The following is a 23238-nucleotide window of genomic DNA, read 5'->3' as shown; positions in this document are numbered from 1 at the left end:
CGGGACACCACGGAACCGGCTTTGCCGGGCCGTCGGTGTCGCCCCCGGCGAGGGGGTTGGCGCAGCGACACGAAGTGCGCGAAGCCTGGGGGAGAGCCAATTCAATCGGCGGTGATGCTGGCTCGCGCGGCAACGGCTCGCATGATCGGCAGTTCGCGGTTGATCAGCTCGACGCTTGCCGCCGCGCTGCTGTAGCTCGGCTCCAGCCCCGCGGCCAGCAGCTTGTTCTTCGTTTCCGGATCGGCAATGGTCGCGGCCAGTGCCTTCTCCAGCCTGGCCTTCACGTCGGCGGGCACACCCTTGGGGGCCGCGAGCATGAGCCAGGAATCCATGTCGACATCGGGATAGCCGCTCTCGGCAAAGGTGGGCACGTCGGGCAGCAGCGCCGAGCGCTTCGCGGTGGTCAGCGCGATCGCCTTGATCTTTCCGCTCTTGAGCTGCGGAACGGCCGCGCTCACGGTGTCGATGCTGAACGGGATCTGCCCGCCCATCAGGTCGGTCATGGCCGGGGCGCTGCCCTTGTAGGGTATGTGCGTCATCTTCAGGCCGGTGGCGTGCAGCATGGTTTCGCCCGCGAACTGCGCGGTGGTGCCGGTGCCGAAGGAGCCGTACGAGTACTTGCCAGGCGCGGCCTTCACGTAGTCGACGAACTGCTTGACCGTCTGCACCGGCACTTCGCTGTTCGCCAGAAGGATCAGCGCAACGCGCCCGGCGATGCCGATGGGCTCGAAGCTCTTCACCGGGTCGTAGGGCAGGTTGCTGCGGATCGCGGGATTGACGGTGAAGGTGGAGCCCGAACTCAGCAGCAGTGTGTAGCCATCGGGTGCGGACTTCGCCACGTAGCTCGCGCCGACCACCGTGCCGGCGCCACCGCGGTTCTCGATGACCACCGGCTGGCCCAGTTCCTTGCCCAGGCGCTGCGCGATCACACGGCCGTTGACGTCGGTGGCACCGCCGGGCGGGAATGGAATCACCAAAGTGACCGGCCGCGCGGGAAACCCCGTCTCGGCGGCAAGGGACGCCAGCGGCATGGCGCCAAGTCCAAGGCTGCAGCACAGCAATGCCATGCGCGCCACGAGCGGGAGACGGTTCATCGGGACTCCTGGAATTTCGACTGGATGACAGGGGTTCGAGGGTGCGAACGAGTTCATCCTAGGATCGTCATGCCGGTGTCACAAGCGCAATGTTTAGAATTCTTCGTTGCCGAATCGGCAATTCACAGCATCCGTCCAGACCACGTGCAGGAGCGATCCATGGCGCCTCGTGCCTTGCAGGAAACCGCCGTGCGCTACTTTCTCGAGGTGGTGAAGACCGGCTCGGTGAAGGAAGCCGCACTCAAGCTCAACGTCGCGCCCTCGGCCGTGAGCCGGCAGGTCGCGCGGCTGGAGCGCGAGCTCGACACCCTGCTCTTCGAACGCCATGCGCGCGGCATGGTGCCCAATGCCGCGGGGGAACTGCTGGCTGCGCACGCCAAGCGGGCGCAGCAGGACATCGAGCGCGTCGCCAACGAGATCGCCGGCCTGCGCGGGCTGCGTAGCGGCTACGTCCGCGTGGCGAGCACCGAGGGCTTCGCCTTCGACTTCATTCCACGGCTGATCGCGCAGTTCCGCCTCAAGCACGCGGGCATCCGCTTTCACCTGGAGGTCTGCGCGCCCGCCGACATTTCGAGGCTGGTGCGCGACGGCGAAGCCGACGTCGGCATCACGCTCAGCGCGTTGCCCGAGCCAGGCATCGAGGTCCAGCTGCGGCACCCGAGCCCCATCCTCGCGGTGATGGCCATGGACCACCCACTGGCGAAGCAACGACAGCTTTCGCTTCGACAGGTGGTGGCGTACCCGCTGGGGCTGCCGCAGGAAGACAGCTCCATCCGCCGCCTGCTCGACGCGAGCTGCTCGCGGCAGGAGCTGCGCTACCAGCTGGCGATGTCGAGCAACCACGCGAACGCGCTGCTGAGCTTCGCGGCCGCGGGCGGCGGCAGCATCGCCTTCTACGGTCCGCTGTCGATCCGAACACTGCTGCAGAGCAAGGCGCTGGTCGCCATTGCGCTGAAGGACCGCGAGATGCACGAGCGGCACCTCGCCATCGAAACCATGGCGGGCCGCTCGCTGCCCGATGCGGCGAAGGCCTTCGTGCGCTTCCTGGTGGATGCGGTGAAGGCCTCGGACTGAGCCCTCAGCGCTGCATCAGCGTGTTCGACGGCAGCGTCTCGTCGAGCAGCTTGCGCGCCGTCTCGACGCCGGCCACCGGCAGAAGCTTCGCGTCGAGCAGCCCCACCTGCACCAGCACGCTGGCCTGGTCCCAGTAGATGTGCTCGTGATAGAGCTTGTCGCCGCGGAACTTGATGACCGCGAGCAGCGGGATCTCCACGCGCTTGCCGGTGGGCGCCACGCCCGGCAGCATCCACGGGATCTCGGTGGTGTGGGTGAAGCAGAACAACATCTCGTCGACCACCTGCGTCGCACCGATGGTGCGCGAGATCGGTACCAGCGAGGTGTCGGGCGGGTTGCTGTTGACGAAGTGGTTCGAATAGAAGGCGTGCAGGTTCTTGTAGCCCACGCCGCCGGTCATGGTCGGGATGTGGTTGACGTAGGGCTCGGCCACCATGGTCGACATGGTGTCGTCGACGTTGCGCGTGCCGAACTCGTACTCGCAGTGCTTGTCCCAAAGCGCCGAGAGGTCGTAGTGCGGGCCGATGGCGCCCTTCAGCGTGGCGATGCTGCGCTCGTGCGCCATCAGCGCCGAGGGCTTGTGGAAGTGCTCGCCGCCCAGCCGCGCGAAGGCGTGGTCCATGCCCGGGTACACGTGCAGCGAAACGCCGGGGCGGTCCTTGAGCGCCGCGACGATGCGGTCTCGCGCCTCGGGCGGGCAGAACTTGTCGAGCTCGGCGATGTGCAGCGTGAGCGGGCGCTTGATCTTGTCGGCCTCGTCGAGCGCGGCATCGATGCCCACGCCGTAGTAGCCCACGGCCACGTCCGCATCGGTGCGGCAGGCCGCGAGGTAGGCCAGCTTGCCGCCGAGGCAGAAGCCGAGCACGCCGACCTTGGCGTCCTGCACCTCGGGGCGCTGGCGCAAGGCGGTGATCGAGGCCTGCATGTCCTCCATGCCCTTGGCCTCGTCGAAGCCCTGGTAGAAGCCGAAGGCGCGCTGCCAGTCTTCGGGCGAATAGCCCAGCTCCACGTCGGGCTGCTGGCGCCAGAACAGGTCGGGCACGAGCACGACGTAGCCTTCTTCGGCGTAGTAGTCGGCCACCTCGCGCATGGTGGCGTTCACGCCGAAGATCTCCTGCGCGATGACCAGGCCGGGCCCGGTGCCCGAGGCGGGCAGTGCGAGGTAGCCGCTGAAACTGCCGCTCGCGTCGGTGGCGTCGATGCGGATGCGCTGTGGTGCTGCCGCGTGGGGTGAATTCTGCTGCATGTGTTTTGCTCCGTTCATGGGGTGGATGGTGCGGGCCGCGCGTTCATTGCTCATTGCATGCATTCCGGATGTCGCGTCGTCACCTGGTAGTAGCCCGAATGAAAGACCAGCGGCTCGCCGTCGAAGCGGTCGTAGCGCTCGACCTCGCCGATGAAGATGAGGTGGTCGCCGCCATCGTACTGCCTGACGTTGCGGCACACGAAGCGCGCGATGACGCCGTTGAGCAGCGGCACGCCGGAGGTGCCCTCGCAGCAGTCCACGCTGCCGAACTTGTCCGCCTGCGGCGTCGAGAACTGCCGCGACAGGTGATGCTGGTTCGCCGCCAGCACGTTGATCGCGAAATGGCTGGCGCCGGTGAAGTCGCCCAGGCTCGGCGCCTGCCGCGCGAGGCTCCACAGCACCAGCGGCGGATCGAGCGAGACCGACGAGAACGAATTGGCAGTCATGCCCACGCGGCGGCCGTCCATCGCGCGGGTGGTGATGACGGTCACGCCGGTGCTGAACTGGCCAAGCGCCCTGCGGAAGTCGCGCCGGTCGAAGCGGTCGACCACGGCCTCGCGCGCGCGGTCTTCGAGAAAGCGGTCCGCCTCGGCGGCATCGAACCACCAGGGCGCGAAGGCGCGCGGATCGTCGAAGCCGTTGACCACGACGCTCGCGACCGCTGGCATGCTGCTGGCGCTCTGCAGCAGCTTCTGCAGATGAGGTTTGGGCGGCGCGAGCAGGCTGTTGGTCCAGTCGGTGGCCCAGCGCGCGTAGCCTTCCCAGTAGCGGTCGAAGGTCTTCTGCATCCACTCGGCGTCGAAGGGTTCGTCGCCTTGCTCGAGGATGCGCTTGAGGTAGATGTCGGCGCACTTGGCCGCGTTGTTCGAGCCCTGCCCCGTGATCGGGTCGTTGAGCACCACGGCGTCGGCGAGGCCCAGCACCTTGCGGCCGGAAGGCAGCGTTGCCACGGGCTTGCGCACCGTCGGGGTGAAGCGGCCAGAGAGGATGCCGTTGCCGTCGGTCAGCTCGATGCTCCTGCAGCGCTCGGCTTCCCAGGGCAGGAAGGTTTCGAGAATCCACTTGCTGCGCGCCAGATGCTCCTGCGGCGTCTTCACGTCGGCCCAGCAATCCATCGGGCCGCCGGGCACGCCTTCGAACACCATGATCTCGCAGGGCCCCGTGGTGGTCAGCGCGGGGAACACGAAATATTCGCCCACGCCGGGAATCAGGTTGAAGCACACCGCCGGGTGCGGCTCGCGCGGCTTCATGCCCTTCACGTAGGTCAGCGCCAGCGCGCGCTGCGGCTGCGTGAAAGGCGAGCGCTCGTCGTCGCGCTCGAAGAGCCTGGAGATCTCGCCCTTGCCACTTGCCACGACCACGAGGTCGTTCATCTGCGCGCAGGTCTCCAGGTCGTCGATGTCCACGTCGCGCAGCACCAGCCGTCCGCCACGCTTCTCGAACTCGGCCATCCACGCGGGTATCTTGAGCCGCTGGTCGACCGACTGCGCGGGGCCGTCGAGCTTTGCGCTCCATTCGACAGCCCTGCCGCCCTCGGGGTTGCGCACCGTCATGGCGATGCCTTCCACCGCCGGGCGTTCATCGGCCCACCAGTCGAGCCCGAGCTCGCGCTCGGTCTGCAGCGCGGTCTCGAACATGCACTGGCTGGACATCACCGGCCCTTCGCCGATCTCCCGCGCGCTGCGGTTGGAGAACACCGTCACCTCGTGCCCCGCGCTCTGCAGGCCGAGCGCGAGCTGCATGCCGGACTGGCCGGCGCCGACGATGGCCACGCGTCGCTTCATGGTGCGGCTCCAGCTATGCGACGGCGGCGCAGGTGTCGATGAAGCGCTGCGCCTCGGTCGGGTCCGCGAACCACGGGAAGTAGGTGCGCGGATCGTCGAAACCGTTGGCGAACGCGCTGGCCAGCGGCGGCATCGCGCCGGCGGCACCGAGCAGGTTCAGCACATGGGGCGGCGGCGGCGCGAGCAGCATGTTGGTCCACTGCGAGACCCATTGCGCGTAGCCGAACCAGTAGCGGTCGAAAGTCTGCTGCATCCAGGCCGCGTCGGCCGGGCCGTCGCCGCGCGCGAGGATGCTCTTGAGGTAGGTGTCGGCGCACTTGGCGGCGTTGTTCGAGCCCTGCCCCGTGATCGGGTCGTTGAGCACCACCACGTCGGCCAGGCCCAGCACCTTGCGCCCCGAAGGCAGCGTCGCCACCGGCTTGCGCACCGTGGGCGCGAAGCGGCCGGCGAGGATGCCGTTGTCGTCGGTCAGCTCGATGTCGCGGCAGCGCTCGGCCTCCCATGGCGTGAAGGTGTCGACGATCCACTTGCTGCGCGCCAGATGTTCCCCGGGCGTCTTCACGTCGGCCCAGCAGTCCATCGGGCCGCCGGGCACGCCTTCGAACACCATGATCTCGCAGGACCCCGTGGTGGTCAGCGCGGGGAACACGAAGTACTCGCCCACACCGGGAATCAGGTTGAAGCACACGGCCGAGTGCGGCTCGCGCGGCTTCATGCCCTTCACGTAGGTCAGCGCCAGCGCGCGCTGCGGCTTGTCGTAGGTGGACTTGTGGGCGTCGCGCTCGAAGAGCTTGGAGATCTCGCCCTTGCCGCTGGCCACCAGCGTGAGGTCGTGGGTCTGCGTGCAGGTCTCCAGCTCGTCGATGCCCGCGTCCTTGAAGACGAGCTCGCCGCCCTTCTTCCGGAATTCGTCCATCCACGCCGGGATCTTCACGCGCTGGTCGACCGACTGCGCGCTCGAATTCAGCCGTGCGACCCAGTCGATGGCCTTGGCGCCTTTCTCCTCGGGGTGCGGCACGGCCAGGCCGATGCCGTCCACCGTGGGGCATGCGCTGCCCCAGTGGTCCAGCCCCAGGTCGCGCTCGATCTGCAGCGAGGTGTGGAACATGCACTGGCTCGACATGACCTTGCCGTGCCGGATGTCTTCTCCCGTGCGGTTGCTGAACATCGTGACCTCGTAGCCCGCGGCAAGCAGGCCGAGCCCCAGTTGCAGGCCCGATTGGCCCGCTCCGACGATGGCGATTCGCTTCATTTCATGCTCCTTCGATGCTCCGCGTGGAGCGGGTCAGTCCATCAACTTGGGAATGGCGGCAACGGCCTGCTCGGGGCCCATGGCGGAGTAGCCGCCGTCCACCGCGTAGTCGGCGCCGGTCACGAAGCTCGCGTGGTCGGAGCACAGGAACAGCACCACCTGCGCCACCTCGTCCGGGTCGCCGACGCGGCCCAGCAGGTGGAAGGGCGCGGCCACACGGTCGGTCTTGGCGCGGTCGCCGTTGGTGAGCTGGTTCATCACGGCCGACCAGGTCCAGCCCGGCGACACGCTGTTCACGCGGATGCGGTCGGGCGCGAGGTCCATCGCCATGTTGCGCGTGAGCTGCGCCATCGCCGCCTTGCTCACCGGATAGAGCCAGCGGCCCGTCTGCGCCACGCTCGACGAGATGCTCGTGAAATTGACCACCGCCCCGCCGCCGGCCGCCACCATGTGCGGATGCACGGCCTGCAGCATCGCCACCGCGCTGGCCACGTTCACGTTGAACGAGGTGAGCCAGTCGGCTCGGGGCGACTTGAAGCCGTCGTCCACGTAGGAGCACGCCAGGTTGACGAGGAAGTGCACCCCGCCGTGCCGCCCGGCCGCTTCCGCGACGCAGGCCTTCACCTGCGCGTCGTCGGTGATGTCGGTGCGCACGAAGCGCACGCCGGCGCCCAGCGAATCCGCCAGGGCCTGGCCGTTGGCGGCGTCGATGTCGGCGATGACGACCTTCACGCCCGCCGCATGCAGGGCGCGCACCACGCCCGCGCCTATCAGTGTGGAGCCACCGGTGACGATGGCGCTCTTGCCTTCGAGTCCCTTGAACATGACGCTTGCTCTCCTCGGTTGATCGGGCAGGCCCGGCTGGTGCCTGTGGAGCGAACGTTATGGGCAAGGGGGCCCCGGACGAATCCCGCAAACGCAGGCCCTGTCCCTGGCGCGCAGTTTTCTTGAGCGACGCCTCATGCGGGCCCGAGGGGAGGCCCGAATTGTGGGCGGGGATGGTTTTTGCTACGGTGCCCACGCCCTGTTCTCGCCCCATGGAAACCCTCACGACCCCACCGTTGCCGCTGCAGCGCTACCGGCTTTTCGAGAGCCACGACGTGGACGAGGCGCGTGAAAGCGTGGCCCGCGTGTTCTGCCCGCACGGCCTCGTCATGCTCAGGCCGCGCACCACGCTGGACGCCTGCCACCACAGCGCGCGGCTGCACCGGGACGTGAGCCTCAACTATGTGCAGTACGGCCCCGGCGTGCAGATCGACCCGGGCTACCTGCAGGATTTCTTCCTGTTGCAGATTCCGTTGCGCGGCGGCGCCGAAATCCGCTGCGGCGCGCAGCAGGTGGAGGCCACGCCCCGCCTGGCGTCACTGCCCTCGCCCACCGAGCCGCTGTCGATGCGCTGGGCCGACGGAAGCCCGCACCTGATCGTGCAACTGGCACGCTCAGCGCTGCTTTCACGGCTCGAATCGCTGCTGCAGGCACCTGTCGGAAAGCCGCTGGTGTTCGACCTCGGCGTGCCGCTGGACAGCCCCACACTCGCGCCGCTGGTGCATTTCATCGACTACCTGCGCCTCACGCTCGATGCCGGCACCGGGCTTCAGAGTGGCGGCCCGCTGGCCGAGCACGCCGAGGCTTATCTGATCTCCAGCCTGCTGATGTCGGCGGGCCACAACCACTCGAAAGCCCTTGCCGGCGGCAACCAGCGGCGCCTGCTGCCGCGCGTGGTCCGCAAGGCGCAGGAATACATGTCGGCGCATGCGGACCAGCCCCTGTCGCTGGCCGATGTCTGCCGCGAGGTCGGCTGCAGCGCACGCGCCCTGCAGCTGGCGTTTCGCCAGCATGCGGGACAGGGGCCCATGGAGTTCCTGCGCGAGACGAGGCTCGACAGGGTGCGGGCCGAATTGCAGCAGACGACGGCCGGCGCCACCGGAGCCGGCGTGCGCGATGTGGCGCAGAAGTACGGCTTTCTCCACCTGGGGCACTTCGCGGCGCAATACCGCGCGCGCTTCGGGGAGCGGCCTTCGGAGACGATGGCGTCGCGCGGCCGCTGATCCATCGGCCGGACGCTGGCAAGGTGCGCGGCCGGACTCTTTCTCTACTACTTCGGAAAGAACCAGGTCTGCGGCGGGAAGGTCTGCGGCTGCTGCTGATGACCATGCTGCTGCGGGTAGTGCGGTGCTTGTTGCTGTCCGAACGGCTGATGCTGCTGCGGATAGTGCGGCGCCTGCTGCTGTCCGAACGGCTGATGCTGCTGCGGGTAGTGCGGCGCCTGCTGCTGTCCGAACGGCTGATGCTGCTGCGGATAGTGCGGCGCCTGCTGCTGCCCGAATGGCTGATGCTGCTGCGGATAGTGCGGCGCCTGCTGTTGTCCAAACGGCTGATGCTGCGGGAAGTACTGTGGTAGCTGCTGCACGGACTGCGGCACCGGCCGCGACGCGTCCTTGTGGGGCAGCGTCATGATGTTCGAGCCGCCCCAGTGAGGACTCTTCAGCTTGGTGCAAAGCGCCTCGATCTCGGCTTCCGCGGTCAGCCGATGGACTTTCCAGGACTGGTACGCCTCCGCCAGATGGCCGCTGATCGCACTGTCCTGCGGCACATTCCGGTACAGCTCCCGATAGTGCTCGAGGCCTGCGCGGGTGCTGTTGCGCATGTCCCGCAGCAGCTTCTCGAACTTCCTGAGTGCCTGCTCGCGGTCGTAGTCCCGCGCATGGCCGCCGGACAGCTTGCCCAAGGTGTTCTGCATCCGGGCTTCGTCGCTCTTCAGGTTCAGGCTGTATGCCGAATACCTTCGCTTGAGCCCCTGGGGCGTTTCCCCCTGCAGACGCTGCGTCGTGGCTTTCGCGTCCAGCCGGTCGAGCGCACCCGAGATCCTCATGCCGACCGTCGGGGTGGTCGAACTGGACGACACCCCATTCAGGTCGCTGGAGATCGATCCGTCGAGATGCTCCATCAGCACGTGAGGATCGAGCATGGTCTGGTTGTTGCGCGTGTTGGTCAACGACCATCCGGCGAACAGGTTCATCGGCTCCGCCGCGTAGATCGAGCCCAGCTTGTGAGGCTTCTGTGAGTCCCAGTGGGGAGTGACCTGCGTGTGCGACAGGTTGCCGCTGAAAGCGCTGAAGATCGGTCCGAAGTCCTTGTAGGCCGAGCCCGCGAACAACTGCAACGTCAGGACGTAGTAGGCCCGCTTGAATGTGTTTGGCGGCGCACCGTCGGCCAGCTTGAACAGGGTCTGGAGATCGGTGTCCCGGATCTTGTGGCGGACTTGCAGGGCGCTCGCCAATGTGCCTCTGAGTTCAACTTCAGATTTCAGCGCGGTGGCTGTGCACTCGGCAAGAAACAGGTCTAGCGCAGCTTTATGCATGGACACGACTCCCCAGCCAACAAGATGAGAGAACGAGGGCACGAGACTGTCGCCCGTTCCCCGAGCCGCGCAGGCCAACTCCCGTTGGCGCCAGCCCCGGCGGCGTGGCTTCAATATCCGGCTCAATCCGGGTGCGATCAATACCGAGAATTCGGTAGGCACTGCGATCGAGCAGTGGCGGCCTTCGCCGAGGCTCTGCACCGCCCGTTTTTCGAGGGCAGCAGGCGAGCGGCAACGAAAAAGCCCGCCAGGCTCTCGCAGCCGGGCGGGCTCTGGCGCAGTCTGCGCGGAGGATGGAGGCGCGTCGGTCAGACCACTACCGTCTGCTCCACGTCCTGCGTCTTGCGCCGCGCGAGCGCGAGGTTCGACTTCGACTTGTCGAGCACCAGGTAGATGAACAGGCCTTCGTGCTTCTGCAGCGGGCGGATGATGTGGTACTGGCGGCCGAGCGTGATCAGGATGTCCTCGATCACGTCGTTCAGGCCCAGTGCGCGCATCGTCTTGTGCTTGGCGCGCACCACTTCGGTATTGCCGGCGGCGGCCACTTCCAGGTCGACGCCCGAACCGATCTGCCCAAGGATCATGCCGCTGCCCGAATCGACCAGTGCCGCGCACAGCGCGCCGTCGATCGTCATGAGTTCGTCCATGGATTGCTTGATGTTTGCCATCGGAGTCTTTCGTAGGTAGTCCATCGCCCTGATGATCGGCCGCCGCCCGGGCGAATGATGAGCGGCAGCCGCTGGTGAAGAAACGAACGGAGAAAGAAGGCTGTGAAGTTCAGGCGCGCTGCAGCGCGAGCGTTGCCTGCTTGGAGAAGTACAGGGCCTGGCCGATGACGGCGTCCTTGCCCGTCACCACGCTCACGATCAGCCCGGCTTCCTCGTGGCGGGCCTGCAGCATCAGGATGTGGCCCAGCGCGGTTTCGATGGCGACGTTTTCGCACTGGCCGAGGCCGCTCTCCTCGCCCGCCACCGCGCCGAGCGCGGCCAGCGAACTCGCGATGGCCGACATGCGCGCGACCTGCGCGGTGTTCTCCGCGCGCGCGGCCAGCTCCAGGCCGTCCTCGGTCGCGATCACCACGGCCTTCACGCCCTTGATCTCGCGCATGAGCGTGTCCACGACGGTCTCGGCGGCGTCCTTGATGCGGGGTGCGATGTTCATGTGGATGGGGTCCGGCGTTGCGGTGAGAGGAAAGGAAAAGGAAAGCAGTCCGGTGCTCAGGCTTCGAGCTGGATCAACAGCAGCTCGAGCAGCTGCACCACCTGCTGCGGATCGGTCACGTTGGCCGGCAGCACGGGGCACAGCACACCCTTGTCCTGCATGCGCTGGGCGTAGGCCTCGAGGCCCGGTTCTGAGTGCGTCTCCATGCGGCCCACCGCGACCACGCAGGCCGTCTTCTCGATGAGCTCGGCGAAGCCGTCGAGGTACACCTCCAGATCGGCCAGCGGATCGGGGCGGCTGTTGTCGACCAGGACCACGAGGCCCAGCGCGCCGCGCGCGAGGATGCGCCACATGAAGTCGAAGCGCATCTGCCCCGGCGTGCCGTACAGGCGCAGCTTCTCGCCGTTGTCGAGCGTGAGCTCGCCGTAGTCCAGGCCCACGGTGGTGGTGGCCTTGGCGACGGAGGTGTCGCTGTTGCGCACCTCGGTGCGCACCGGTGGAATCTCGCTCACCGCGGCGATGGCGGTGGTCTTGCCCGCACCCATGGTGCCGGTGAAAAGAATCTTGTGCTCCACGCTCTTCAGGCCCTCGGTCCGGATGACAGCAGCCCGAGGCGGCTGCGGATGCGCGCCAGCAGGCCTGGTTCCACGTTGGCTCGCGGCGCGGGGGGCGCGGCATGAGGCGCGTCGTTGCCGGTGGAGATGTGCGAATCGGGCCAGATCGACTCGGGCGCGCGGCTGTTGGCGAAGCCGGTGGCGCCTCCGCCACTGCTCGCGACGAAGCCCGCGCGCTCGAGCACGGAGATGAAATCCGCGCACTCCTGCGCACTGGCGTTCGAGCGCTGCTGCAGCGCCTGCAATGAGGCCGGACGGCTCGCGAGCAGCGTGGCGAGCTTCATGCGCAGGGTGGAGTCGAGCAGCGTGGCCGAGGGCCAGCGCAGCAGGCGGTATTCCTCGCCATGCGCTGCCTGCTCGTTGCGGCGGCGAGAAGCCGCAGCCAGCCCTAGCTCGCGGGCATGGACCACCAGCGCGCCGAGGCGGTTGAGCATGGCCTCCAGCGCATCGGCATGCAACGGCAAACGCAGGAACGGCCCGCGCGGCGGCGGCGTCTCGCCGATCGTCAACAGCGGCACCGGGCTGTCGGCCGGTTCTTCTTCAGGCGGCGCGGGGAGCCTGTCGCCCACCACGCGCAGATCGGCGTCCTCGACCTGCCAGGCCCAGTGCTGGTGGGTGCGGTGGTCGAGCAACCGGACAAGGGATTTGAAGAGCAGCTCGTCGCGGGCCGGCAAGCCCTCGACGCTGAAGCTCAGCAGCGGCCGGCGGGCGCGTGGGGCGGCGGCTGGCGTGTTCATGGATGGCTCCGGAACGGCCACGCAATGACCAAGGCCAGTGGCACCAAGTTGGGGCTTTCTTGCGGCTTGAACTGCAATTCCGGAGCTCCCCACGCTGAGCATTCACGGGGAGACTCGCGCCCCTCCCTGAACTGAATGCCTAAGTGTTATGAAAATGTTTCTGGGAAAATATAACATCCGTTGCAAATAAAAACACTAGATTACAAAGCCTGAGTGCAGCCTACGGGAATCGGTAGGGAGGGGTGTGGTGGTGCGGCGACGGAATGGCGGATGGCCACCGCTCCAAGCGCATCGACGCGGTTGTCAGGCTCGGGGGCGCGGCTCCGAGGAGGCCGCGAAATCGGCTGGTGCATGAGCCTCCCTCTAGGCAAGCCCAGGCTGCAGGGAGTTATGACACCTGCACCGATGCGGGAGAGCCCGCAGACACGGGATCTTTGGCGGCTGCGATCGCCGAGGGCGCCAATTCGAGCATGTCTACAAGGACGGCTGCGAACTCTTCTCGGCAATTCCGCAGTTCACGACCGGTGGGCTCTCACCCTGATCTACGACAACGACCAGGGGTCCCGGCTGACCAAACTCGTCGCCAACCAGAAACAGTGCGGACCTGATTCGGTATCGCTGAAGTCTTTCGGCATGGAGCGCTTGGCCGATAGAAGCGCCAAGCAGATCTCTCGTGGTGAACGAGCTTCTGCAAATGAAAAAGTCCCGTCGCAGAGGCTGCGCGGGACTTTCAAAAACTGCCAGAGATTGATTCTGGCGGAGAGTGTGAGATTCGAACTCACGGACGCTTTCACGTCGGCAGTTTTCAAGACTGCTGGTTTAAACCACTCACCCAACTCTCCGGAACCGGCGATTTTATGCCGACGGCGGCGCCCTACTCCTCGTCGGGCAGGAACATCGACTGCAGGTCACTCAGGAAGTCGAGGCCGCGCTCGGTCGGCCATACGCGGAACAGGTCGCGGGCGACGAGGCCCTTGCGTTCGGCCTCTTCCAAACCGCGCTGGATCGAAGTCATCGCCAGCCCCGTGCGCTCGCTGAACTGCGGCAGCGTGAAGCCCTGCTTCAGCCTCAATGCATTGAGCATGAATTCGAACGGCAGGTCGGCCAGCGCCACTTCGTCGCTCTGCGACACGGCCGCGCCGGCGCGCGCGTTCTCCATGTACAGGCGCGGCTCGCGAAAGCGCACCTGCCGCACGATGCGGTGCGCGAAGCTCAGCTTGCTGTGCGCGCCGGCGCCGATGCCGAGGTAGTCGCCGAACTGCCAGTAGTTGAGGTTGTGCGCGCAGCGGTGCCCTTCGCTCGCATAGGCCGACACCTCGTAGCGCGACATGCCGCTGGCGCCGGTGCGCTCGGTGATGCGGTCGAGCATGGCGTAGGCGATGTCGTCCTCGGGCAGGGCCGGCGGGAACTTGGCGAACCAGGTGTTGGGCTCGATGGTCAGGTGGTAGACCGAGATGTGCGGCGGCGCGAGCGCCAGCGCCTGCGAGAGGTCCGCGTCGAGGCCGTCCAGGGTCTGGCCGGGCAGCGCGTACATCAGGTCGAGGTTGAAGGTGTCGAAGGTGCTCGCGGCCTCTTCGAGGGCGGCAATGGCCTGCGCGCGGTCGTGCACGCGGCCCAGTGCCTTCAGGTGCTCGTCGTTGAAGCTCTGCACGCCCACCGACAGGCGCGTGACGCCGGCCGAGCGGTACGCGCGGAAGCGGTTGCGCTCGAAGGTGCCGGGGTTGGCTTCGAGTGTGATCTCGCAGTCGGGCGCGAGCTTGAGGCGTGCGCGCATGTCGCCCAGCAGGCGGTCGATGGCCTGCGGGGAGAACAGGCTGGGCGTGCCGCCGCCGATGAAGATGGTGTGGACGGTGCGACCCCAGATGAGCGGCAGTGCTGCATCGAGGTCAGCCACCAGCGCGTCGATGTAGGCGGCCTCGGGAATGCCGTCGATGTCGGCCTCGCTGGCGGCGCGCCATTCGTGCGAATTGAAGTCGCAGTACGGGCACTTGCGAAGGCACCACGGCAGGTGGATGTACAGCGACAGCGGCGGCAACGCGCTGAGCTGCAGCGGGCCGGGACGCATCCAGTGCAGGACGTCGTTGGCTTGCGGCGCGCCCGTGGGCGGCGCTGGCTGGATCGGGAACGTGGTGGCCATCAATCGCCCATCAGAACCAGCGCTCGCGCATCAGCGCCAGCATGGCCTGCGCCGCGCGGCCGCGATGGCTGTTGGCGTTCTTCACCTCGGGCGACAGCTGCGCGAAGGTCTTGCCGAAGGCCGGCAGGTACATGACGGGGTCGAAGCCGAAGCCGTTGTCGCCGATGGGCGCGGGCGCGATCTCGCCGACCACGCGGCCCACGGCGATGAGCGGCTCGGGGTCGTCGTGGCTGCGCAGCGCGACCAGCGTGCTGACGAGCGCGGCGCGGCGGTTGGCGACGCCGTCGAGCTGCTCGAGCAGCGCCTTCACGTTGTTCGCGTCGCCCTTGGCGTAGCCGAACTGCGTGGCGTAGTAGGCGGTGTCCACGCCCGGCAGGCCGCCGAACGCATCGACGCACAGGCCTGCGTCGTCGGCGATGGCCGGCAGGCCGGTGGCGGCGCTGGCATGGCGTGCCTTGGTCAGCGCGTTCTCGACGAAGGTACGGAAGGGTTCTTCAGCCTCGCTCACCCCCAGCGCCGATTGCGGCACGAGGGTGACGGCGAGCTCCGCGAACAGTTGCTGGAGTTCGGCGAGCTTGCCCGCGTTGTTGGAAGCCAGAACCAGTTTCATGCAGTTGTCAGTGAATGGGTCAGTTCGAGAGCAGTGCCTGCTTCTGCAGGGTCACGAGTTCGCCGATGCCCTTTTCGGCAAGGCCGAGCAGGATGTTCATTTCGTCGCGCGTGAAGGCCACACCTTCGGCCGTGCCCTGCACTTCGACGAAGTGGCCAGCGCCGGTCATGACGACGTTCATGTCGGTGTCGCAGGCCGAGTCTTCGGTGTATTCGAGGTCGAGCAGCGGCGTGCCTTCGACGATGCCGACCGAGATGGCGGCCACGTGGCCCTTGATGGGCGAGACGGTGATGGCGCCGGAGGCGATCAGCTTGTCGACGGCGTCCTGCGCGGCGACGAAGGCGCCGGTGATGGCCGCGGTGCGCGTGCCGCCGTCGGCCTGCAGCACGTCGCAGTCGAGGTGGATGGTGCGTTCGCCGAGCGCGGCGAGGTCGAACACGGCGCGCATCGAGCGGCCGATGAGGCGCTGGATTTCCTGCGTGCGGCCGGTCTGCTTGCCCTTGGCCGCCTCGCGGCTGCTGCGGGTGTGGGTGGCGCGCGGCAGCATGCCGTATTCGGCGGTGACCCAGCCTTCGCCGCTGCCCTTCTTGTGCGGCGGCACCTTCTCTTCGACGGAGGCGGTGCACAGCACGCGGGTCTGGCCGAACTCGATGAGCACCGAGCCTTCGGCATGGATGGTGAAGCCGCGGGTGATGCGCACCGGGCGCAGCTGGTCGGCGGCGCGGCCGCCGCTTCGTGTGAAAGCAGTCATTGTTCGAGAACCGGAAAAGGAAAAAGGAAGGAAAGCGGCGCTCAGGTCTTGCGCGCCGCCGATCTGCGGATGGCTTCGTTGATCTCGGCGATGGAGCGCTCGATCGCGTCTTCGTCGAGGTCGTCGATCTCGTTGTCCGACGGCATGCCGGCCTGGATGGTGGAGGCGAACACGCCGTCCTCGATGGTCTCGGTCGACACGCCGCTGCGGTCGTCCGCGCTGTCGGGCATTTCCCATTCGAGCGCGATGAGCGTGACGTTGTCGCTGTGGGAGCCGCCCTTGCGCAGGGCCATCTCGGCGAGGTCGGGGGCGGCGTCGGACACGGGCTTGCCGGAAGACAGCGTGTGCACGATGAGTTCGTCGTCGAGCACGCCCCAGACGCCATCAGAGCACAGCATGATGCGGTCGCCGCGCTGCAGCTGCAGCGGTGCCGAGACGTCGAAGAGCGGCGTGGTCGGCGAGCCCAGGCAGGTCAGCAGCAGGTTGCGGTTGACGGGCATGTCGGAGCCGTGCGGCTTCGGGCGCTCGGCGTGCGAGTGGTCGCGCGTGCGCACCAGCAGGCGGCCGTCGCGCACGACGTAAAGGCGCGAATCGCCGCAGTGCATCCAGGTGGCGGTGGTGCCCTGCAACACGGCCGCGACGACGGTGGTGCGCGGGGTGTCGAGCATGGCCTTGTGGCTCGCGTAGCGCATGATCTGCTGGTGCGCGGCCATGGCCGATTCGGCGAGGAAGGACTTCACGTCCTTCACGGTCGGGCGCGCCTCGCGCTGGTAGAGCGCGGCGATGGTCTGCAGCGCGAGCTGCGCCGCCACTTCGCCTTCCGGATGGCCGCCCATGCCGTCAGCCAGCACGAACAACCCCGATTCCCGCGTGTAGCAATAGCCCATGCGGTCTTCGTTCTTGAGACGTCCGCCCTTGCGGCTGACCTGGAAGACGGAGAATTTCATGATGTCATGCAGGGCGCGTGGTGGGCGCGGCAGCCTTGGGCAGAGCCTTCTTGTCGAAGGAACGGATGTTGTCGATCGACAGGCGCACTTTCTCGCCCACCGTGAGCTTTGTGTAGCGGCGCTCGCCCTCGCGGCTGAGCTCCTTCTGCAGCGCGAAGACCGACTGCGGGCGCGACAGCGGGTCGAGCGACATGCACCACTCGACCACCTCGATCAGGTTGTCGGAATACACGCCGCGCAGGCGCGAGAGCGACAGGCTGAGGCGGTCCTTCTCGATGCGCCGGGGCGCGTCGTTGGGCGGGTAGCCCTGCATGCAGGCGTAGATGCAGGCGCCGATGGCGTAGATGTCGGTCCAGGGGCCCATGGACGAATCGCGCCGGTACATCTCGGGGGCCGCGAAGCCGGGGGTGTACATCGGGCGGATGAAGATGCCTTCCTTGCTGAGCACTTCGCGCGCGGCGCCGAAGTCGATCAGCACGGCGCGGTCGTCGTCGGTGACGAAGATGTTGGCCGGCTTGATGTCCAGATGCAGCATCTTGTACTGGTGGACGATGCGCAGGCCGCGCAGGATCTCGTCGAAGAGCGAGCGGATGGTCGACTCGCGGAACACCTTCTGCTTCTTCAGGTCGCGCGCCGTGACCACGAAGTCCTGCAGGGTCGCGCCCTCCAGGTAGTTCATGACCATGTAGACGGTCTCGTTCTCGCGGAAAAAGTTGAGCACGCTGACCACCGATGCGTGCGAGATCTGTGCCAGCGAGCGCCCTTCCTCGAAAAAGCTCTTCAAGCCCAGCCGGTACAGCGACAGCTTCTCCGGCGGCACCTGCGGCGCGAGTTCGCCCGGCCCCCGCGTGGCGAGCGACGACGGCAGATATTCCTTGATGGCCACCTGCTGTCCGCTGGAGTCGATGGCGAGATAGACGACACCGAAACCGCCCGCGGAAAGCCGGCGTACAACGCGGTAACCACCAATGACCGTATCGGGCGGCAGGGGCGTAGGCTTGACCTTTGACATAATCCGGGAGTTTCGCCCGAAGGCGATGGTGCGGCAAGCGAACGCCGTGCCGACGCCTCGGTGCATGCAAGCAAAACCACAGTGAGGCGCAATGCCAGTTTACAGCATGACCGGCTACGCCAGCGGCCAGAACGGGCCCGCAGGCAGCCACTCCGAAGCCGAGGCACGGCCTTCCGCCACGGGCCGGCTCGGGGTTGAAATCCGCTCGGTCAACAGCCGCTTCCTCGATCTCACCTTCAAGCTGCCGGAAGAGCTCCGCCAGCATGAAACCGCGCTGCGCGAGCTCCTCACGGCCAAGCTCAAGCGCGGCAAGGTCGAAGTGCGGGCAGCCATCGAAAGCACGTCTTCCTCGGGCGTGGTCGAGCCCTCCGTCAAGCTGCTGCAGCGCCTGAATGGCGTGCAGGACAGCATCAAGGCGTGGCTGCCGAGCGCGCGCGAACTCAGCGTGGCCGACGTGCTGCGCCTGGCCGGCGGCGACAGCGCCACCCGCGGCGACTGGGGCCCCGACCTCCTCGACGTGACGGGCAAGGCGCTCGAAGGCCTGATTTCGGCCCGCCAGCGCGAAGGCACCCGGCTGGCCAAGATGCTCGAAGCCCACCTCGCGCAGTTGCGCACGCTGGTGCAGCAGGCCGGCCCGCTGGTGCCGCAACTGGTCGAGCAGCAGCGCACCCGCTTCCTGGAGCGCTGGCAGGAGGCCATGGGCCTGACCGCCGGAACGGGCGGCACGCCGCCAGAGGCCGCACAGGACCGCGCGCTGACCGAGGCCACCGCCTTCGCAATCCGCATCGACGTGGCCGAGGAGCTCACTCGGCTGAATTCGCACCTCGACGAAATTGAGCGGCTGCTCAAGAAGGGCGGCGAGATCGGCAAGCGCCTCGACTTCCTGATCCAGGAGCTGCACCGCGAGGCCAACACCCTGGGCTCGAAGTCGGCAGCGCTGGAACTCACGCGCATCGGCGTGGACATGAAGGTCCTGATCGAGCAGATGCGCGAGCAGGTCCAGAACATCGAATGACGACGACGAAGACGAGCGAAAGAATGGATTACCCCGGCAATATCTTCGTGGTGGCGGCGCCCAGCGGCGCGGGCAAGTCGAGCCTGGTCAAGGCGCTGATGGAGCTCGACTCGGCAGTGCAGCCCTCGGTGTCCCACACGACCCGGTCGCCGCGCGGGCAGGAAAAGCACGGCCGCGAGTACTTTTTTGCCTCGCCGACGGAGTTCGACGCGATGATCGCGGCCGACGGCTTCGTGGAATGGGCCCATGTGCACGGCCATCGCTACGGCACGTCGAAGAAGGCCGTCGAGGACCGCATCGCCCAGGGGGCCGACGTCATCCTCGAAATCGACTTCCAGGGCGCGTTGCAGATCCGCAAGACCTTTGCCAACGCGGTGATGATTTTCATCCTGCCTCCCAGCTGGGAGGAGCTGCGCTCCCGGCTCGAACGGCGCGGCGAGGACAGCGCCTCGGTCATCGAATTGCGCCTGAAAAACGCCGCCGAAGAGATGGCCCAGGCCGGGCAATTCGACTTCGTTATAATCAACGAGTTATTTGAGCGGGCACTTTTCGATCTCAAGGCGATCGTCCACGCTCAGCGGCTTCGGTATTCCGCGCAACGCCGAGCGCGTGCCGACACCTTCGCCGCACTGAACATCCCCTGATTTCCGAGCCCACCGCTCCCAGACCGACCGAAAGATCCTCATCATGGCCCGCATCACCGTCGAAGATTGTCTCGTCAACATTCCGAACCGCTTCCAGCTCGTCCTGGCCGCCACCTACCGTGCGCGCATGCTGAGCCAGGGCCACGCCCCCAAGATCGAGAGCAAGAACAAGCCCGCCGTGACCGCCCTGCGCGAGATCGCCGAAGGCAAGATCGGCCTCGAAATGCTCAAGAAGGTGCCGGGCTGATCTGACGCAGCCCTGCAACGAAAAGGCACCGCAAAGCGGTGCTTTTTTTATGTCCCGGCGCGTCCATACAGCGGTCACGCTAAAGTGGTAGCCATGAGTGCGGTCGCCAAATCTCAGTCCCATGCCCCCAAAGGCACGCCGAAGCCGAGCCCGGCGGCGTTGAATGCGGCCGCCGCGAGTTTTGCCGCACTGACCGCTCGCCTGGACTACCTGAGCCCCGAAGACACCGAGCTGGTCCGCCGCGCCTACCGCTTCGCGGACGAGGCGCACCTGGGGCAACTGCGCAACAGCGGCGAGCCGTACATCACCCACCCCATCGCCGTGGCGGCGCAATGTGCTGAGTGGAAGCTCGACGCGCAGGCGCTGATGGCCGCCCTGCTGCACGACGCGATCGAGGACTGCGGCGTCACCAAGCCCGAACTCATCGAGCGCTTCGGCGCCCCGGTGGCCGAACTGGTCGACGGGCTCACCAAGCTCGACAAGCTGCAGTTCAACACCCGCGAGGAAAACCAGGCCGAGTCATTCCGCAAGATGCTGCTGGCCATGGCGCGCGACGTGCGCGTCATCCTGGTCAAGCTGGCGGACCGCACGCACAACATGCGCACGCTGGCCGATGCGCCGCGTGAAAAGTGGGGCCGGATCTCGCGGGAAACGCTGGACATCTATGCCCCCATTGCCCACCGCCTGGGGCTGAACCAGACTTATCGCGAGCTGCAGGAGCTGTCGTTCCGGCATCTGAAACCTTGGCGTTATGCGACGCTGTCCAAGGCCGTCGCCAAGGCACGCGGCCGACGGCGCGACCTGATCCAGAAGGTTCAGAAGGAGGTCGAGGCCGCTTTTTCCGCCGCCGGGATGACGCTGCGGATCGCCGGCCGCGAGAAAACTCTCTATTCCATCTACCGCAAGATGGAAGAAAAGCACCTGAGCTTCGCCCAGGTGACCGACATCTACGGCTTCCGCCTGATCGTGCCGAACGTGATCGCCTGCTACACCGGGCTCGGCATCCTGCACCAGATGTACAAGCCCCTGCCGGGCAAGTTCAAGGACCACATCGCGATCGCGAAGCTCAACGGCTACCAGTCGCTGCACACCACGCTCGTGGGGCCGGCCGGCGTGAGCGTCGAATTCCAGCTGCGCACCGAGGCCATGCACGTGGTGGCGGAATCGGGCGTGGCCGCGCACTGGCTCTACAAGGCAGCCGAGCCGAACGCCGCCAGCAACGACCGGCTGGGCACCAAGTGGCTGCAATCGCTGCTCGACATCCAGGACGAGACGCGCGACGCCGCCGAGTTCTGGGACCACGTCAAGGTCGACCTGTTTCCCGACGCGGTCTACGTGTTCACGCCCAAGAGCCAGATCATGGCGCTGCCGCGCGGAGCCACGGTGGTCGACTTCGCCTACGCCATCCATTCCAACATCGGCGACCACACTTCGGCCGCGCGCATCAACGGCGACCAGGTGCCGCTGCGCACCGAGCTCAAGAACGGCGACGTGGTCGAAGTGATCACCGCGCCGGTGTCGACGCCCAATCCGGCCTGGCTGGGCTTCGTTCGTACCGGCCGGGCGCGCTCCAAGATCCGCCACTACCTGAAGACGCTGGCGCATGCCGAGTCCGAGGGCCTGGGCGAAAAACTGCTCGCGCAGGCGCTGCGCGCCGAAGGGCTGAGCAAGCTGCCCGAGGAAGACGAAGAGCACCAGGCGCTGTGGGAAAAGCTGCTGCGTTTTACCGGCAACCGCACCCGCTCCGAGCTGCTGACCGACATCGGCCTGGGCAAGCGCATCGCGAGCATCGTTGCGAAGCGGCTGGTGTCGATGCTTTCCGAACTGGGCGAGAGGCCCGATGCGTTGCTGCTGAGCCGCGAGCGCTTCATCTCGCACGAGACCGTGTCGCAGGGCGCGGTCACGCTGGATGGCAGCGAGAACTCTTCCGTGCGCTTTGCGCTGTGCTGCCGGCCGATCCCCGGCGATCCGATCGTCGGCTATCTCGGTCATGGCGAAGGCCTGGTGGTGCACACGGAAGACTGCGGCGTCGGCCAGCGGTTGCGCCACAAGGACAGCGAACGCTTCTTCGCCGTCGAGTGGGCGGACGAGCCCACGCGTGCTTTCGAAACCGGGGTTGTCATCACCGTGCGCAACGACAAGGGCGTGCTGGCGCGCGTCGCGGCCACGCTGGCCGATGCGGAAGCCGACATCACGCACGTGGAAATGGCCGACGAGACACCGCAGGATTCAACCGACCTGCGCTTCGTGATTGCCGTGCGCGATCGCGCGCATCTTGATGCGGTGCTGCGCGCGGCACGGCGCACGGCGTCGGTGCTGACCGCTTCCAGGACGGTTCCCGCGCCCTGAGGCGGCGTTGCCGTGCTACGCAGCCCCGGCCGGGCGCGGCGCCGGGTAGCTCACGGACAGGATTTCGACATCGTGCGCCCCACCGGGCGTCACGAGCTTCACGACATCGCCTTCGCGTGATTTCAGCAACGCCCGCGCGATCGGCGAGATCCAGCTGACCTGCGACTTCGCGCTCTCCGCCTCGTCGATACCGAGGATCGTGACGCTGCGTTCTTCGCCGGTTTCGTCGGCGTAGAGGACGGTGGCGCCGAAGAAGACCTGATCGCGGCCATGGTGCACCGATGGATCGGTGACCTCCGCGATTTCAAGGCGCTTGGTGAGGAAGCGGATGCGGCGATCGATCTCGCGCAGGCGCTTCTTGCCGTAGAGGTAGTCGCCGTTCTCCGAGCGATCGCCGTTCTTGGCGGCCCAATGGACGGTTTCGACGATCTTCGGGCGCTCCTCGTCCATCAGCTGCAGCAGCTCGTCGCGCAGGCGCGCATAGCCTTCGGGAGTGATGTAGTTCTTGCTGCCCGCGGGAAGCGGAGGCGAGGCACCATCGGCGCCGTCGTCGTCTCCGTCGGAATCCGTTTCCTTGGTGAATGCCTTGTTCACGCCAATCCTCCAAAAGAAAAAAGCCCGCAACTCACGTTGCGGGCTTTCTTTATAGTGGTGCGGCTGGCAGGAATCGAACCCACGACCCCTTGGTTCGTAGCCAAGTACTCTATCCAGCTGAGCTACAGCCGCACAGCTTGCGATTATAGCCCGCTTTGCAGGTCATTCCCGAACTATTCGGATGAATTGAATCGAAAGCCGAAAAAGAAAAAATGCCCGGAAGACGAATCTTCCGGGCATTTTTAAGTTGGTGCGGCTGGCAGGAATCGAACCCACGACCCCTTGGTTCGTAGCCAAGTACTCTATCCAGCTGAGCTACAGCCGCGAAGCTTTCGATTATAGCCTGATTTTTGGCTGCTCCCCGAAAGCACGGCAACACGTTGCAGTCTCGAATCGCCGAAGGGAGGGTGGTAGGCCGTGCTGGGCTTGAACCAGCGACCAACGGATTATGAGTCCGAGAAATTGAATGTCAAGCGAAGTTCATGGATGTTCGTAGAATCACGCTGACCGTCTCATTTCCCCTCTGAAGACGGCTTCGATGCTCGTTTCGGCATCGCTGAATGTTTATGTAAATCCATGGCAAGTGGCTACATGGCGGCTACATGAAAG

Annotated in this window: 22 protein-coding genes, 4 tRNA genes and 1 pseudogene; 6 read left to right on the top strand and 21 right to left on the bottom strand. The window is 66.4% G+C overall.

Annotated features, from left to right (window positions below):
• Nucleotides 1-101: 101 nt before the first annotated feature.
• Nucleotides 102-1094 (bottom strand): Bug family tripartite tricarboxylate transporter substrate binding protein, encoded by a 993-nt coding sequence (locus AC1VNX_RS07610; protein ID WP_483156155.1) that lies wholly within the window; start codon nucleotides 1092-1094, stop codon nucleotides 102-104.
• A 159-nt stretch (nucleotides 1095-1253) separates the two neighbouring features.
• Here AC1VNX_RS07610 and AC1VNX_RS07605 point away from each other — a divergent pair, with 159 nt between their 5' ends.
• On the top strand, nucleotides 1254-2168 hold the full coding sequence (locus AC1VNX_RS07605; protein ID WP_483156154.1) for a LysR family transcriptional regulator: 915 nt from the start codon (nucleotides 1254-1256) through the stop codon (nucleotides 2166-2168).
• Between the two features lie 4 nt (nucleotides 2169-2172).
• On the opposite strand, the gene AC1VNX_RS07600 is transcribed toward AC1VNX_RS07605, so the two are convergent.
• From AC1VNX_RS07600 to AC1VNX_RS07580, 5 genes and pseudogenes are all read right to left on the bottom strand, one after another.
• Nucleotides 2173-3414, bottom strand: a complete 1242-nt coding sequence (locus tag AC1VNX_RS07600) for a dienelactone hydrolase family protein (RefSeq protein ID WP_483156153.1) — start codon at nucleotides 3412-3414, stop codon at nucleotides 2173-2175.
• 50 nt (nucleotides 3415-3464) lie between these two features.
• The gene (locus tag AC1VNX_RS07595; protein ID WP_483161898.1) at nucleotides 3465-3965 is read right to left on the bottom strand and encodes a flavin reductase family protein; all 501 of its coding nucleotides are present in this window, start codon (nucleotides 3963-3965) and stop codon (nucleotides 3465-3467) included.
• Nucleotides 3960-5198: pseudogene (locus AC1VNX_RS07590) on the bottom strand (styrene monooxygenase/indole monooxygenase family protein); the annotation flags it as partial. The gene AC1VNX_RS07595 and the pseudogene AC1VNX_RS07590, both read right to left, overlap by 6 nt.
• A gap of 13 nt (nucleotides 5199-5211) precedes the next feature.
• Complete coding sequence (locus tag AC1VNX_RS07585; RefSeq protein ID WP_483156152.1) at nucleotides 5212-6450, bottom strand: styrene monooxygenase/indole monooxygenase family protein; 1239 nt, start codon at nucleotides 6448-6450, stop codon at nucleotides 5212-5214.
• 33 nt (nucleotides 6451-6483) lie between these two features.
• Nucleotides 6484-7275, bottom strand: a complete 792-nt coding sequence (locus AC1VNX_RS07580; RefSeq protein WP_483156151.1) for an SDR family oxidoreductase — start codon at nucleotides 7273-7275, stop codon at nucleotides 6484-6486.
• A 212-nt stretch (nucleotides 7276-7487) separates the two neighbouring features.
• Between AC1VNX_RS07580 and AC1VNX_RS07575 the strand changes: the two genes are divergently transcribed.
• A complete protein-coding gene (locus AC1VNX_RS07575) occupies nucleotides 7488-8498 on the top strand; it encodes an AraC family transcriptional regulator (RefSeq protein ID WP_483156150.1) in 1011 nt (336 codons plus the stop codon).
• A 47-nt stretch (nucleotides 8499-8545) separates the two neighbouring features.
• Here the strand turns inward: AC1VNX_RS07575 and AC1VNX_RS07570 are convergent, their stop codons facing one another.
• The 11 genes from AC1VNX_RS07570 to AC1VNX_RS07520 form a co-directional block, all read right to left on the bottom strand.
• Nucleotides 8546-9811, bottom strand: coding sequence for a hypothetical protein (locus AC1VNX_RS07570; RefSeq protein WP_483156149.1), 1266 nt, complete (start codon nucleotides 9809-9811; stop codon nucleotides 8546-8548).
• A 308-nt stretch (nucleotides 9812-10119) separates the two neighbouring features.
• Nucleotides 10120-10479 (bottom strand): hypothetical protein, encoded by a 360-nt coding sequence (locus tag AC1VNX_RS07565; RefSeq protein WP_483156148.1) that lies wholly within the window; start codon nucleotides 10477-10479, stop codon nucleotides 10120-10122.
• 109 nt (nucleotides 10480-10588) lie between these two features.
• The gene (locus AC1VNX_RS07560) at nucleotides 10589-10972 is read right to left on the bottom strand and encodes a roadblock/LC7 domain-containing protein (protein ID WP_483156147.1); all 384 of its coding nucleotides are present in this window, start codon (nucleotides 10970-10972) and stop codon (nucleotides 10589-10591) included.
• Nucleotides 10973-11028: 56 nt separating this feature from the next.
• Nucleotides 11029-11547, bottom strand: coding sequence for a GTP-binding protein (locus tag AC1VNX_RS07555; protein WP_483156146.1), 519 nt, complete (start codon nucleotides 11545-11547; stop codon nucleotides 11029-11031).
• 5 nt (nucleotides 11548-11552) lie between these two features.
• On the bottom strand, nucleotides 11553-12323 hold the full coding sequence (locus AC1VNX_RS07550) for a hypothetical protein (RefSeq protein WP_483156145.1): 771 nt from the start codon (nucleotides 12321-12323) through the stop codon (nucleotides 11553-11555).
• A 754-nt stretch (nucleotides 12324-13077) separates the two neighbouring features.
• A tRNA-Ser gene (locus tag AC1VNX_RS07545) sits at nucleotides 13078-13165 on the bottom strand.
• Between the two features lie 32 nt (nucleotides 13166-13197).
• Nucleotides 13198-14460 carry a radical SAM family heme chaperone HemW gene (gene hemW / locus AC1VNX_RS07540; RefSeq protein ID WP_483156144.1) on the bottom strand — a complete coding sequence of 421 codons (1263 nt, stop codon included), beginning with the start codon at nucleotides 14458-14460 and terminating at the stop codon, nucleotides 13198-13200.
• Nucleotides 14461-14470: 10 nt separating this feature from the next.
• Nucleotides 14471-15070, bottom strand: a complete 600-nt coding sequence (gene rdgB, locus AC1VNX_RS07535; protein WP_483156143.1) for an RdgB/HAM1 family non-canonical purine NTP pyrophosphatase — start codon at nucleotides 15068-15070, stop codon at nucleotides 14471-14473.
• Between the two features lie 19 nt (nucleotides 15071-15089).
• Entirely contained in the window at nucleotides 15090-15821 is a 732-nt protein-coding gene (gene rph, locus AC1VNX_RS07530; protein WP_483156142.1) for a ribonuclease PH, read from the bottom strand.
• A 41-nt stretch (nucleotides 15822-15862) separates the two neighbouring features.
• Nucleotides 15863-16768 carry a PP2C family protein-serine/threonine phosphatase gene (locus AC1VNX_RS07525; RefSeq protein WP_483156141.1) on the bottom strand — a complete coding sequence of 302 codons (906 nt, stop codon included), beginning with the start codon at nucleotides 16766-16768 and terminating at the stop codon, nucleotides 15863-15865.
• 4 nt (nucleotides 16769-16772) lie between these two features.
• Nucleotides 16773-17780, bottom strand: coding sequence for a serine/threonine protein kinase (locus AC1VNX_RS07520; protein WP_126025049.1), 1008 nt, complete (start codon nucleotides 17778-17780; stop codon nucleotides 16773-16775).
• Between the two features lie 91 nt (nucleotides 17781-17871).
• Here AC1VNX_RS07520 and AC1VNX_RS07515 point away from each other — a divergent pair, with 91 nt between their 5' ends.
• The 4 genes from AC1VNX_RS07515 (at nucleotide 17872) to AC1VNX_RS07500 (ending at nucleotide 22035) form a co-directional block, all read left to right on the top strand.
• Complete coding sequence (locus AC1VNX_RS07515; RefSeq protein WP_483156140.1) at nucleotides 17872-18795, top strand: YicC/YloC family endoribonuclease; 924 nt, start codon at nucleotides 17872-17874, stop codon at nucleotides 18793-18795.
• Between the two features lie 23 nt (nucleotides 18796-18818).
• Nucleotides 18819-19439, top strand: coding sequence for a guanylate kinase (gmk, locus tag AC1VNX_RS07510; protein WP_093209718.1), 621 nt, complete (start codon nucleotides 18819-18821; stop codon nucleotides 19437-19439).
• 43 nt (nucleotides 19440-19482) lie between these two features.
• Nucleotides 19483-19686: a DNA-directed RNA polymerase subunit omega gene (rpoZ, locus tag AC1VNX_RS07505; protein WP_007835875.1), complete on the top strand. Its 204-nt coding sequence runs from the start codon at nucleotides 19483-19485 to the stop codon at nucleotides 19684-19686.
• Between the two features lie 93 nt (nucleotides 19687-19779).
• Entirely contained in the window at nucleotides 19780-22035 is a 2256-nt protein-coding gene (locus tag AC1VNX_RS07500; protein ID WP_483156139.1) for a RelA/SpoT family protein, read from the top strand.
• A 15-nt stretch (nucleotides 22036-22050) separates the two neighbouring features.
• Here AC1VNX_RS07500 and greB read toward each other — a convergent pair whose 3' ends face one another.
• The 4 genes from greB to AC1VNX_RS07480 form a co-directional block, all read right to left on the bottom strand.
• Nucleotides 22051-22629, bottom strand: a complete 579-nt coding sequence (gene greB / locus AC1VNX_RS07495) for a transcription elongation factor GreB (protein WP_483156138.1) — start codon at nucleotides 22627-22629, stop codon at nucleotides 22051-22053.
• A gap of 55 nt (nucleotides 22630-22684) precedes the next feature.
• A tRNA-Arg gene (locus tag AC1VNX_RS07490) sits at nucleotides 22685-22761 on the bottom strand.
• Between the two features lie 116 nt (nucleotides 22762-22877).
• A tRNA-Arg gene (locus tag AC1VNX_RS07485) sits at nucleotides 22878-22954 on the bottom strand.
• A gap of 83 nt (nucleotides 22955-23037) precedes the next feature.
• Nucleotides 23038-23150: transfer RNA gene (locus AC1VNX_RS07480), tRNA-Met, on the bottom strand.
• Nucleotides 23151-23238 lie beyond the last annotated feature (88 nt).

Source organism: Variovorax sp. TLI9-5A, from assembly GCF_056867935.1.
The sequence above is the reverse complement of the archived record's forward strand: the minus strand, read 5'-3'. Positions and strand labels throughout refer to the sequence as shown.